Source organism: Streptomyces sp. ISL-100 (assembly GCF_018614615.1).
GTDB lineage: Bacteria > Actinomycetota > Actinomycetes > Streptomycetales > Streptomycetaceae > Streptomyces.
In genome coordinates this window covers 1-12,910 of sequence record NZ_JAGGOK010000064.1, presented here as the reverse complement: position 1 = coordinate 12,910, position 12,910 = coordinate 1, and the positions used below count along the sequence as shown (strand labels likewise).

Here is a 12,910-nt window from a genome sequence, read left to right as displayed (position 1 = left end):
TACCGAACCCGGAACGGTTCAGTTGTGCGGGGTGCAGGTCGTCGTAGCCGGTGCACTGGTTGTACAGCCATTCGCCCAGGCCGAAGCTGGTGGTGGGGAAGCCGTGTTCGGGCCGCAAGGGCCCGCGGGCGCGGACGTGGTCGTGGGCTTGGTAGTAGAAGCGCTGCCACATCACCGTCCACGGCGGCCGCCACCACGGATCCAGCTCCTCCAGCGCGGCGACGTGTTCGGGCGGCATCGCGGCAAACTTCCGGTGATTCTTCAGCCACGTGCCCAGGGCAAAGCCGTTGAAGCGGCTGTGGATCGGGGCGGCAAGGTGGCCGTGTACTGCGGCGTAGGCACGGGCGTGGGCCAGGCCGGTGGTGAACGCCTGGTCCGAGGTGTGCCGGAGCCCCAGGTGCAGCCGTCTACCGCCTGCGGACTTCTCTGGCTGCTGTGTGGTGTCGCGGTAGGCGGTGAGTTCGCGGGCGATGGGGCGAGGCCGGTGCGCCATGTGCAGCGTCCACGGGCGGGCGGCGACGGCTGCGTCAGCGTCGGCCCGTACGCAGTGCTGCGCCCAGAGCAGCAAAGGGCCGGCCGAGGTCGAGGCGATCCGCTCAACGAGCCACGGCCGCCCCGTGACCCGCGCCAGTTCGCCGACCAGACCAGGCACGTGAGCGAGCGTGTGGGGCAGATGTCCGCCGGTGTCGGCGAGCAGCCGTTGCCTGGTGCGTGCGTCGGTGAGGACTGAGGTGAGGGCGACGGTCTCGGGGTAGGTAACCGCGTCCCTGGCCAGCAGCCGCCACCAGCCGGGATCGGCCCCCTGGGGCGTGAGTTGGCGTACCCGGCGAGGCCACTGCTCTTCTTCGGGCCACTGCTGCGCCCACCAGGAGACGACCACTGCATGCGCGACCTCGAACGCACGAACGGCGTCCGGCCGATGGCGCAGCAGATCCAGATGCCGCCGGTGCGCCGCGACCACCTCCGCCAGTCCCCCCAGGTCCACCTGCTCGGTGTCGACCGGTGCGCCGTCGATCCAGTGGGTTCCGAGCATCCAGCGCCGGTGGCGTGGGCAGATGCGGGTGTGCGGTTGCAGATACACCCGGGCGGGCTTGGTATGTCCGGTGCGTGCGGCCGTGCACAGCCGGCAGCCTTCCCCCGCGGCGGGCACTACGCTCCCGAAGCGGAACCGCCCGGCTGCACCCGCCCCGGCGGGCGAGACGGGCTCTTGTGCGGTCCAGGCGGGCAGGGCCCGCTGAAGGATCTCCTCGGGCATGCGGCTGAACGCGGAGATGCGGGCGCGGGCTTCGGCGTTGAGGTAGACCTCGCCGTCCGTGCGGTAGCCCTTGAACAGGCCTCCGCCGATCTGGAGGAGGGCGGGGATGAGGTCTCTGACGCCGAGCCGGTAGCGGTCGGCCAGCCGGTCCAGGTACGACAGGTTCGTTTCGCCCTGCAGCGGCGCGAGTCGTACCGGCCCCGGACGCGGCGCAGCCCTACGCGGCCGCTGCGGCTGTGGTGGAGGAAAGTCGTGCATGAGGGCGCAGAGGCCGTTCCTGGCGGGCTCGGATGTACCGGCATCCGAGCAGTGGCCAAACAGGGGATTGGGACGGACGGTTGAGGCGGACGCCGCAGGTCAGGGCTGGCGTTGCGAGGGCATCCGGCGGCGGTGCGGTGCCCGGGCCCGTTGTTCGGCGGCGGTGTCGAGCTCGATCTGTCCGAGCAGTTTCTTGGTGATCTTCTCGGTGCCGTCCAGCAGGGACACGAGGGCGGCTTCCCGGACGAGGTGGGAGAGGCTGCCCATGCGGCCGCCGGTGCGGGCGTGCAGGTAGGCGGCATGCGTGACCAGCGTGCCCGGCCGGTGATGGCGCAGCCGCAGGGAGCTGTCCATGCCGTGCACCAGGTCGTGCCAGATCTGCTTGTCGGCCGGGCTGCCGTAGCGCAGCGGCTGGTTGCGCACGATTTTGAAGCGGCCGGCGAGCTGGGAGCCGCGCACGCCGGTCAGCAGCGGCGAGGATTCGACGTCGATGCCGGAGTAGACGAACGTCGCCGGGATCCGCTCGCCGAGGTACTTCAGCTGGTCGGAGGTCTCGGCACCGGCCCGGCTGCGGGTGTCCATCAGGTGCACGTCGTCGACCAGGACCAGCTGGGTGCCCATCTCGCACAGCAACTCGCACACGGCGTTGGTGATCTGGATCTGGTTCATCCGCTCCAGCATCGGCAGGCCGAGGAAGCGGGCGAACTCGCTGATGAGCATCTTCGGGGTGGAGGACGGCGGCACGGTGATGAACAAGACCGGCAGCCGCCCGTCCTGGTTCGGGTGACGGCGCCGGTCGGCGAGTTCGACGGTGCGCCCGAGCTGCTGCATCGCGGTGGTCTTCCCGGTGGTCGCCGGCCCGGAGATGATCAGGCCGCGCCTGGCTCCGCCCTGCTGGCCGCGGTTGAGCAGCAGCAGACGGCGTACCGCGGTGGAGATGGTGTCCATGGCGGGGGTTTTCAGCACCACGAACCGTGCGTGGTAGTCCTCCCGCTGCTCCAGCGTCCACTCCTGGTCGTCGGCGTCCCGTGCCGGGGCGTGGGGCGTGTCGACGAACTGCTGCCACCCGTCCCACGTGGTCAGCGGACTGAAAGTGCTCGTGGTGGCGGGCTGGGCCGCTGTCACCATGCCTGGGCCTCCTGGTACGGGTCGTAGATGCGCATGCCGCCCGCCCCGGCGGCGTCCAGCGTCTGCTCAGCGGCCTGGTCCTGGGTCGTTTCGGCCGTCGGCCCGGATGCTTCGGCCTCATCCGCGTGGCCTGCCGCGGTGTCCTGGCCGTCGGCGAGGGCGGCGAGAAGGTAGTCCTCGTCGTCCTGGTTGTCCTCGATGTCGTCCAGGCTGTCGTCGGTGTCCCAGCCGTCGGCATCCTGAAGCGGGACGGTGAAGGAACCGGGCAGCCCGAACGAGGCCCCCGGCGCGAGAGGCGCAGGCCACTGCTGCGGGGTGGTGGCGGGGGAGGGATCGGTCATCTGCGCGGCCGCCTGGGCCCGGGCGGCTACCGTCCGCTCTCGCCTGCTGCCCAGTCCCTGGCCGGCACGGCGCAGCAGCGCATCGAGTGCCTGGGCGATCGCCGCCTCGTGCTCTTCACGGCCATGCCGGCGTTCCACGGTGCGGCGGACGTGGTCGAATGTGAACGCGGTGAACGGGCGCTTCACCGCCCCCGCGTGGACCCACGGCACCTCGAGCCATCCCTCGGGCAGGCGCACCCACACCCGGTTCGGGTCGTAGGGGTTGTGGTGGACCTCCCAGCGGCCGTTCTTGTCCGCCCGCGGTGAGCGGCGGCGCCGGTGGGGGTTCAGGCCGGGGTGGTCGTAGGTGCGGTAGCCGAAGCGGATGCCGTAGTCGTTGATCGCCTGCCACCGCAGAGGCAGCAGCTCGACGTAGTCGTCGGCGGACAAGGGCACCGGTACATGCCCGGTCACCGCCACCAAAGCCGCCCACATCTCGTTCGGGGAGACGGCGACCCGCGGCATCATCGGGTGCCGCAGCGCCTCGTGCCGGCGCTCCTGCCACCCGCAGATGACCCATTCGTCCAGCAGTTCCTGCAGCTGCGTCAGGCTCCAGCAGGCATCCTGCTCCGCGGCCGCGCCCCGCTGGGAGACGTCCGAGCCGGTGTGGCCCGGCAGGTACTGGCTGAACCCGTCGGCAATCGCGCGGAAGGTCCGCTCCACGTTCCCCTTCGCCGGGCCGTTCGCCGGCGGCACCGGCTGCACCGACACCCCCAGGCTCTCGCACGCCGAGACGAACGACGCCGACACATACACCCGGCCCTGGTCCACGACCACTGTCTCCGGCATGATCACCGGCCGGGCGGCAGCCTGCTCCAGCCGCGCGTCCAACGCGATCAGCCGCTCGTAGGGGATGACCGACCGCTGCATGGACAGTGCCGCATCCCAGCCCGGCCGCATCGCCGTCGGCACCACCAACTGCGCCAGCAGCATCGCCGCGTCCACCGACGTCGTGCCCACCGGACGCACCACCGCCGCGCAGATGCTGCGCGTCGCCACGTCCAGCGCGATACCCAGTTCAAGACGGCCGGTCACACCGTCGTCCAGGACCGCCAGTACATCCAGCGGCGTGCTGTCCAGCATCACCAGCTCACCCGGCCGCAGGGCCACCGTCGGCGTGAAGGGAGGTGCCGGCCGCGACGCATGCCACCGCCGCTGTGTGGCTGTCCCCAGCAGCCCCTGTCCGTCGGCCACCGCGTGCACCAGCCGGTTGAACGTCGACGCCGGCGGCAGGGCCACCGCCCCGGCGCCGTACTCCTCCTCCAGCAGCCACCCCACCCGGCGGCGCAGCCGCACCAGCGTGCCCGTCGACCGCTCCCGCTGTCCCTCCAGCACCTTCCTGACTGCCGCGACCACCCGCTCATCGGCCCGCCCCAGGGCCGATCGCTCCCGCACCGCCCGGCCGTCCACCAGCCCCCACAAGCCCTCGCTGCGGTAGCGCGCCCGCATCCGGCGCACCGTCGCCGTACTCGCCGCCCAGCCTGCCGCCGTCAACTCCTCGGCCTTCGCCCGCTCCCGCTGCGCCAGGCTCCGTGTCGCCGGATCGAACTGCTCACGCGGGGCGCCCTGCCCGACCGCGTCAGGAAAGCCGGTCTCCACCTCCCGCACATGCCGCTGCCACGCCAGAGCCCGCTCCCGCACCTCGACCGGCAGTGCCTCCAGCAGGCCGAACGGCGGCACCCTCCCCGGCGCCGGTCCGCCTTCCACCTCGAAGGACGGATCGGCGAACAGGTAGGGCAGCAGCACCACCGCCAAGGCGCCCTCGTCGGTCACCAGCGTGGCCCGGGCGCCTTCCAGCACGGCGAGCGTCCATACCCGTCCGTCGTAGCGAAGGCGCGCCCCGACCTCGACAACCGCCTGCGTCACGCCGCTTCGGCCTCCTGCCGCGCGACCGAGACGACGACACGCTCGTGCAGCGGTTCGTCCAGCCGCACCCGCAGCACACCGCTCCACAGCGCGTGAAAGACCGCAGGCCACACGGCGATCGGATCCCCCAGCTCATACACCGCCTCCACCGCCGACCGCGGACTGGCGAACACCTCCAGCAGAGCCGGCATCCACGGCCCTGCGGCGTACCGGGGATGCCGGTAACCCGCCAGCCACCGCACGTTGGCCACCAGCACCGGATCCGGCGGCTCCGCGAGCCGGTAGGACCAGCCCGCTGCCTTGGCGGCAGCCGCCACAACCCGTGCCCGCGCCGCCAGCCGGGCAGAGGGTCCGCTGCGTCCGGCGCAGTCGAGCAACAGGCCGCTGCCGTCCTGAAGCCTGGCCATCAGCTGCGGTGCATGACCGACGACCCTGCTTTCCTCAGGCCACACCAGTTCCACCGGCCGGCAGGCCAGCGCCACCACCGCCGGATCCCGGTCCAGCAGCATGAGCTGAGTCCGCATGACACCGGACCCGTACGCCACCAGCCGCCCGGTCGTCCACGACCACCACCAGCCCGGAGCCACACGCCGCCCGGGCCGGACGGGGAAAGGCCGTACCGCAGGACTCTCCTCGAAGGCGACGTCCTGAGCAGCCTCAAGCCACGGGACCTGCCGCGAGCACCCCAGAGGGTCTCGAAAGCGCACATCGATCAGGCTGGCATCTACAGCCGCAGCTTCTTCGCGTCGAACAGCACCACCCGTACTGTGCGGCTCGGGGATGCGGCACCCGGCCCCGGGCACCGCGGACGATGCGGCCTCCTGGCTGCTGTCGATGATCACGTACTCCACACAACGCCATGCCTGACCTGCCGCGCAGGAGAACCGGCCGGTAACCGCAACATCTGTCCAACCACCGGATGTTGGGCTGCACGCGGCACCCAGGGTGCCGCGCCCGGGCACCGGTGTCAGTGCAGAGTCCCGCACTTTCACGTTTCCATTGCAGGCCGTTGTGTCAGTCCTCGCCCTCACCCAGGGCGAACACCGCGGCCAGCTCCTCGGCGGGCAGACGGGACCACTGAGCCACCTCCTCCAGCGTCACCCCGGAGGCGACGGCTGCGGCGGCGGTATGCACGAGGGCCTGGTCGATCAGATCGGCACTGTGGCTGAGGTGCTCCAGCAGGGTGCGGGCCACCTCGGCGGTGGTGCCGCTGTGCACGCCGCGCAACTCCACCAGCTGTTCGCGCGCCTCGTCGACCAACTGCGTGATCCGGAACCGTTGTTCGGCAGGAACGGTGGCCCGCCACCGGGTCCCCGAGCCGCCCGACTGGGCTTCTGCCGCCATGACGCGCAACTGGCCGGGCTCCAGCAGCGCCTGCGCCACGGCCACCACCTCCGGGAAGATCGCCGCGTCCCGGCCCACGATCCGCCACCACGCAAGCCGTGACCCCACGCTGCCGCCCGCCAGCTGATGCAGACGGCGCGGCCAGATCTCCTCCTGCTCCCAGGACAGGGCCTGCTCCCACCAGCGGGCCACCACCGCATGCGCCACCGCGAACGCCTGCTCCGGCTCCGCCCCGGCCCGCACCGCACGCCGCGCCACGCCCGGCCACCGCCGCTGCGCGGCCACCACCTCCGCAACGCCGCGCACATCGAGGTGTTCCAGCGGCTGGTCGGCGTCCGCGTCCAGCAGCCAGCGTCCGTGCCTAAGGCAGACCCGATGCCAGCGTGGCAGGTAGCGCACCGCCCGCAGTGCCTGTCCGGTGCGCCGCGCGGTGCACAGCCGGCAGCCGAACGCGGCCGGACCCGCCACCGTGCCCGCCGCCCGCCACCGTGCCTGTGCCACCCCGGCCTCCCGACCGGTGCTGATCTTGGGGTCGTCCATGGTGAAGGCAGGCAAAGCGCGCGCCAGTACCTTGGGCTCCACCCTGCACAGCTCGGCGAGCACCCGCCGCCCGGCCCCGTTGAGGACGACCTCCGCGTCCGCCCGCGCACCGCCGCCGTCGTGCCGGGCGGGGGAGTTGCGGCATGTCCACAGCCGCAGCACACCGGCGGTCGGGAGACCGTAGCGGGCCGCCACACGGCTGATCAACGATGCGGTCAGCTCCCCGGCCAGCGGCACGGTCCGCAACACCCCCGCTGCCACACCACACCCCCGATGCCGTTTCCTGCTCCTGCTCAGTGCCAGCCCCACACGCCTCACAGCCAGCCCGCGGCCCCTGCCTGGGTGGCTCGCGTCCGGCGGGCTGGCCGGGTTCCGAGGGCCGACTGCACAAGGCTAAGGTCACCGCCCAACTTGCCGCCCTCGCCCACCGCTGAGTCACAAAGCAGGTGCTGGGCCTGCGGCCAGCGTCAGGTCAGTAGTCGAGGTCGAGGTAGTCGATGTCGTTGAGGGTGACGTCGGAGAGTCCTGTGGCGCGGGCTCCGCCGTCCTGGAAGTAGATCTCTTTGAATCCTTCGGCGATGATCCCCCGCATCTGCTGGTCGCTGGCACCGGTGTTGCGGGCGTCGAACAGGCGCTGCGCGTACGCCGGGGGGAGATGCACGGTCAGGCGCCGGAAGCGCCCGTCGTCGGTCGTGCCGATGGGCGCGGTGTACCCGAACCGGGCCCGTGTCTCCACCGTGATGCCGCGCGTGGTGGCGGCCTGCTTCTGGCGGCGCTTGCGGACCTGCGGCTGCCACCGCTGCCGTACCGCGTCGTCGATCCGGTCCGCGATCGCCTTGGGCGGGTGCTTGCGTTCGCCCTTGCGATAGCGCTCCACCGACCGTTGGCTGACCCCGAGCTCCGCCGCGACGGCCTTGGTCGTCTTGAGCTGCTTCATCAGGAAGCTGATGCGGGCCTGGAGGGTCTTGGGCGGCTGGCGAGTGAACGCTTCCCGGTCGGCGCGTTCGATGGCGTCGTCGATCTCCCCCACGGCTCTACTCTCCTTCGTCGAGGACGGCGTCGCCGCCCTTGATGTGGCGGGCGGGGTTGTGGCCCTGTTCCATGAGGTCGACCGCCCAGAGCATCGACTGGACGCCCTCCAGCTTTGCCAGACCCGGCGTGGGCCCGAGGCGGAACCCGCCGGGCTGCGGCTTGCCGGAGGCGGCGTACGGCAGGAAGTCCAGCGGGCTCTCCCCCGGCGAGGGATAGACGACGCAGTCGGAGAGTACGGCGAGCGGGTACAGGCCCGTCATCGTGGCCATGTTGCGCAGTTTGCGGTGCATGTTGATGCGGGCCTTGGAGATGACGGCGGCGCGGATGTCGGGGCGCCAGGTCGGCCGCTGAAGGGCCGGCCACCGCTCGCCCTCCTTGTACTTCTTGCCCTGCGGGCGCTCGCGCAGCTTGCCGACACCGCCCTTGACGGTGGCCTTGATCGCGGCGAGGACAGCCGCCATCGCCGGGTAGACGTCCTTGTGCCGCTCCATCGCGGCGAGGAAGGCGCGCTCGTCCAGGTCCCGGGTGACGCCGAGGTCGGCGAGGGTGTCGACGTAGGCGTTCTTCAATCGGTCGTGCCACGGGTCCAGGTAGGCGCCGGTCTCGCGGCGCAGGTACGCCTCCAGCGGAGCGACGTTGTAGCCGAGCTCCTGGGCGTAGGCGACGGTGTGCGTCTGGTACCAGGCCGGACCCGTCGGCCGGGTGCCGTCCGGCGTGAACGGCGAGGGCAGGCGCGGGTCCCCCTCGACGTGGGACAGATCGACCAGCCAGGAGCCGGGAATCTTCGGGTTGAACGTCGGGGCGTGGAAGTGGTCGGGCTCCGACAGCCCGACGACCAGGCGAGCCGCGGCGGCGAGGAAGGCGGTGTTCAGATCCAGGCCGACCGCGTACGGCAGCGTGCACTCCTCATCCGTCAGCAGGCTGACGTCGCGCACCCACTGGTACGCCTCCTCGTTCAGGAACCCGCCGCTCCAGCCGCTGTCGACGACGACGGGGTGTTCGGCGGTGGCCTCCGGCGGCGCCGGGTCCATCGGCTCCGTGCCCAGCGAGCCGGGGTTGTGGCCGGGCACCCAGTTCCCCGTCTGCGGGTCCTGCACCGCGCGGGTGGGCGGCCGCAGCGCCGTCATCAGCTCCAGCCCGGACACGGCCGTCGACCCTCGCGGGGTGATGACCCGCTGGGCGTAGATGCCGAGGACGCGGGCGACGTCGGCCGGCTCCATCTGTGCAACGCCGGGCCAGGACCGCTCATCGAGGGCGTCCCACGACAGGATCGCCAGCTGCACGCACTGCCGCTCGCGCCCCTGGACCTTGCGGTAGATCCTTGCCCACGGCCCGAACCCGCGCTGGGTGAGCCGCCATTTCGCCTTCACCACCTGCTTGACCACGGGGTGATCCTCCGCAAGGCGCAGGGAGCGGCGCTGCTCATGGCCCTCCAGGCGCTCGGGCAGTCCGAGCTTCACGGCGGCCGCGGCGGTGAGCACGATCAGCGGGTCGCTGTCTTTGCCGTTGCGGTGCAGACGCGGCGCACCGAGCCCGGATTCCCTGAGCGTCCACTCCACCAGCTCCACCACGCTTGTCGCCGGGCAGTCGAGCACGATGCCGCCTGTGCCGTACGCGCAGCCGTCACCGTCGAGCACAGCGAGCGGGCCATGCGGGAACCGCGGATCGGCTGCTGGCTTCGCAGCCTTTTGAGGGGCCGGACGCCGCGATGTCGCGCCAGCCAGGATGACGGGACGCGCCGGTCCCGCACCTGGAACGTCGACAGGCTGAGGGGCGTTTGTCGTCTCCAGCTTGGACGCGGCCGGTGCGGCGGACGCAGCTGGCACCGTCGCGGCAGCCGAGACGGCGCCGGGGGCGGGGTACTTCGCCGCCCACCCGTTCAGCAGCCGCTGGTAGGCGTCCAGGCGCGGCGACTTCGGCTCGCTGCGGCCGTTCTCCCAGTTCTTCACCGACTGGGTCGTCGTCTTCAACGCGGTGGCGAGACGGGCCTGAGTGATACCGGCGGCCTCACGCAGCCGGGCACGCTCCGCCGGAGGCGGCAAGTACGGCTCCTCGTTCAACAGAGCGTCAACGGACGCGAACAGCTCTTCCTCAGATGCCATTTCCCTGCACCTTCACGTCAGAACCCGAGGCTTCTTAGCCAAAAACTTATCCCACTTCTTAACCCTACCGCGCCCATTCCAGCCCCAGCGTGGCGAGCGCGGCGAGTCTGTCGGGAGTGAGCTTCCTCCTACGGGTCTTCTGGTTCATGATCCAAACTCCAAGCCGGACCTCGGTCCCGTCCTCCAGTCGCTCTACGTGGCTCCTGGGGACGGTCACAGAGCCTTCGCGTGCCTTGTATTGCGCGAGGGCCGCAACGCCCTTCTCGAAGGCGCTCACGGGCGCCGTGGTCGGCTTCGCGGGTGCCTCCGGGGCCGGGGCTAGGGGTGTGATGCCGAGCTGCTCCAGGCGCTCGCGCTGCCCGTCGTGAAGGGCCTGCCAGACCTCGGCCTTGCGCTGCCGGGCCAACCACTTCCCGATGTCCATCGCGTGGACCGTGAACCCGGGCAGCACCTCTGCCTGGCCCTCTTCCTCGGCCACCAGCTCGCGCAGCGCGGCGTAGTGCCGCTGCCACTCCGCCGGCCACGCCGGGTTCCAGTCCTCGTCGATCTCCCTGAGCGCGGTCTCCCACTCCGGGTGACCCTCCAGCGCACCCGCGCGGCGCAGGTTGCTCAACCACTGCCCCACCGACCTGTCCAGGGCCACGGCGGACCTCGGAGCACAGAGGGTCCAGTGGTCCGCGTAGTACGCCTTCACGGCGTCGAGGTTCTCCTGGAAGCGTTCATCGGCTGGCGACCAGACCATGCCGAGCTGTTCGAGCCGTAGGGCGCGCTGGCCGGTCATCTGCCCGGCTGCGTAGGCGCGTCGTTGTTCCGCGACCCATTGCCCAAGCGGTGTCGCGCCCTCGCGGTGTCCGTAGGGCACCCTCGCGTTCCCGACCCGCTCGACGTACGTCTTCAGCTTCGCCCAGCCGCGGGCCCAGTCCTGGCGTTCGGTGTCGATCACGTTGAAGGAGACCCAGTCCGCGACCATCACCGGATCCCGGGGGGCGGCAAAACGGAGCAGCAACCGTGATTCTTCCTCGCCGTCTTCTGGTGCGACGCCGATGTTCACGGACGGTTGCGCGACGTCTTTCTGCGGCTCCTGCGGGATGGCGAGCAGTTCGACGGCTTCTTCATCGTGGGCCCGCAGCCCTTCCAGGACTTTCACCAGGGGCCGGTAGGAGCCGGAGGTGAACATGTCTTCCGGATTTTCTCCGGGCTGGAGGAAGACGGGCACGATCAGGGAGGCGAGTTTGCCCTGTCCGGGCTTCTGTCGGAGTGCCCGGCCGATGGCCTGGACGATGTCGTGCGGCGCGCCCTTGGGGTCCAACAGGGCAACTGAATCCACGGCTCTGATGTCGACGCCCTCGCCCAGGACACGACAGTTCGAGAGCACGGCCCGCTGCGCCGTCGACCCGAACGAGCCGAGGACCTCCCGCCGGCGTTCGGGGACGTGCTCGCCGCACAGCCAGTTGGCCCAGATCCGCTTCGGGTACGTCTCGGGCTGGTCGGCGTGCAGTTTGGCCGCGACGCGCTCCAGTCCTTCCGCGTACGCCTGAGCCTCGATCGTCCGGTGGTGGAAGGTGATGCACGTCGACAGGTCGTGCTGCGCCATCGTGTGCAGCAACGCGGCCTGCAAGGCCCCGAGCCGCTGCCCCCGCACCTCTTCCGTGTGCCGCTCCTCGCCCATCAGCTTCTCCGGGGTGACGACCGGGTCCTTCAGCTCCAGCACGATGATCTGATACCGCGCCAACAGGCCCCGGGAGACGGCAGAGGCGAGCGAGAGCTTGTACAGGACGGGCCCGAAGACCTTCTCGTCATCCATGGACGCCGCCATCTCCCGCGGCAGCGGATCTCGCACCCCTTCGGCGACTTCCCGGTTGAGCCGCTCCTCCCAGATCCGCGGTGTGGCCGTCAGGTACAGCCGCCGGGAGGCCGGGATGACGGTCTGGTCGTGGATGTCGGCCCACGCCTTACCCATCGAGCCACTTGTCCTGTGGGCCTCATCAACCACCGCGAGGTCTACTCGATCAAGCTTCTGACCGTAGACACCCTCGAAAGCCTCCGCCAGAACACCCAGAGACGCGTAGGTGGCGTAGATGGTGACCGACCCCTGCCCGTGCCACAGCGCCAACTGGATCGGGTTCGTCGTGGAGCGCACCTTCAACGACCACAACTCCGGATCGTCCTGAAGCGAACACACCGCAACCGCCGGCCCCCTGTGCCCGGCCTCGTGCCACGCCCTCACCGTCTGCGCCAGCAGATCCAGCGTCGGCACCAACACGAGCACACGCCCCCTGGGCACAAGCCGCTTCGCCGACGCCGCCGCGATAATCGTCTTCCCCGTCCCACACGCCGCGTGCACCTGCCCACGAAGACCATTCCAGGGAATACCACCCGGCGGAACATCAAGACCCCGAACAATGGCAGCAACGGCCTCGATCTGGTGATCACGCAACTTCACGGCCATGCCCCGTGCTCTCCTTTTCGCGGAATGCAGCGCGTAATAACAAATGGAATCCAGGCGCAAGGTTGGGGTGTAACGTCTGATCCCAGACTCTACACAGTCAAGACTCGTGATGCATCACCCGCACACCAACTTCGCCCACGAGGGTGGCACATGACTCAATCTCACCCACGAAAGCCTGGTTTCCCTGTATGCTGGCAGGGCGTTGGTAAACGTGCCGGGACAGTCAGACGATGGGGGAGGGCTTCAGGGTGGAGCGCAGCGGAACCCCTCACTACCGTGAGGCCGGCACCCCGTCAGACCGATGGTCCGTCACATCCGTTGCAGGGGTGGTAGCTGGGAATCCCAAGCCCTACACAGTCCCACGCGTGATGCACCCACCCCCTACTGCCAGCCCCAGGAATCCCGCTTGCGGGATTCCCTAAAATCGCGCTTGCGCGAATTGACACGTACTCAGAATTCCGCTTGCGGAATTCGATTACCGCGCTTGCGCGGGAATCTGGCGGAGCGTCAGCGGAGCCGTTCCCTATGCAGCGCGCCAGCGCTGCATATCCCGCTC

General features: G+C 70.2%; 8 protein-coding genes. All 8 read right to left on the bottom strand.

The features are described from left to right. Nucleotides 1-1,513, bottom strand: a 1,513-nt coding sequence (locus J7E89_RS27370) for a Helicase associated domain protein (RefSeq protein WP_214977114.1), incomplete at its 3' end; no start/stop codon positions are given. Between the two features lie 99 nt (nucleotides 1,514-1,612). Beyond that, nucleotides 1,613-2,641 (bottom strand): TniB family NTP-binding protein, encoded by a 1,029-nt coding sequence (locus J7E89_RS27365; protein WP_214977113.1) that lies wholly within the window; start codon nucleotides 2,639-2,641, stop codon nucleotides 1,613-1,615. Beyond that, entirely contained in the window at nucleotides 2,635-4,887 is a 2,253-nt protein-coding gene (locus tag J7E89_RS27360; RefSeq protein ID WP_214977112.1) for a DDE-type integrase/transposase/recombinase, read from the bottom strand. Before J7E89_RS27360 ends, J7E89_RS27365 begins: the two co-directional genes overlap by 7 nt. Then, entirely contained in the window at nucleotides 4,884-5,594 is a 711-nt protein-coding gene (locus J7E89_RS27355) for a TnsA-like heteromeric transposase endonuclease subunit (RefSeq protein ID WP_308315622.1), read from the bottom strand. The genes J7E89_RS27360 and J7E89_RS27355 overlap by 4 nt, the downstream gene beginning before the upstream one ends. Before the next feature lie 307 nt (nucleotides 5,595-5,901). Next, on the bottom strand, nucleotides 5,902-7,032 hold the full coding sequence (locus J7E89_RS27350; protein ID WP_308315621.1) for a TniQ family protein: 1,131 nt from the start codon (nucleotides 7,030-7,032) through the stop codon (nucleotides 5,902-5,904). 211 nt (nucleotides 7,033-7,243) lie between these two features. After that, complete coding sequence (locus J7E89_RS27345; RefSeq protein WP_214977111.1) at nucleotides 7,244-7,801, bottom strand: XRE family transcriptional regulator; 558 nt, start codon at nucleotides 7,799-7,801, stop codon at nucleotides 7,244-7,246. 4 nt (nucleotides 7,802-7,805) lie between these two features. Beyond that, nucleotides 7,806-9,905 carry a helix-turn-helix transcriptional regulator gene (locus J7E89_RS27340; protein WP_214977110.1) on the bottom strand — a complete coding sequence of 700 codons (2,100 nt, stop codon included), beginning with the start codon at nucleotides 9,903-9,905 and terminating at the stop codon, nucleotides 7,806-7,808. 64 nt (nucleotides 9,906-9,969) lie between these two features. Then, on the bottom strand, nucleotides 9,970-12,354 hold the full coding sequence (locus J7E89_RS27335) for a DEAD/DEAH box helicase (RefSeq protein ID WP_214977109.1): 2,385 nt from the start codon (nucleotides 12,352-12,354) through the stop codon (nucleotides 9,970-9,972). Nucleotides 12,355-12,910 lie beyond the last annotated feature (556 nt).

Excerpts from the sequence above, each read along its gene's own strand:
- J7E89_RS27365 (WP_214977113.1), bottom strand. The coding sequence starts at position 2,641 with ATGGTGACAGCGGCCCAGCCCGCCACCACGAGCACTTTCAGTCCGCTG.
- J7E89_RS27340 (WP_214977110.1), bottom strand. The coding sequence starts at position 9,905 with ATGGCATCTGAGGAAGAGCTGTTCGCGTCCGTTGACGCTCTGTTGAAC.
- J7E89_RS27335 (WP_214977109.1), bottom strand. The coding sequence starts at position 12,354 with ATGGCCGTGAAGTTGCGTGATCACCAGATCGAGGCCGTTGCTGCCATT.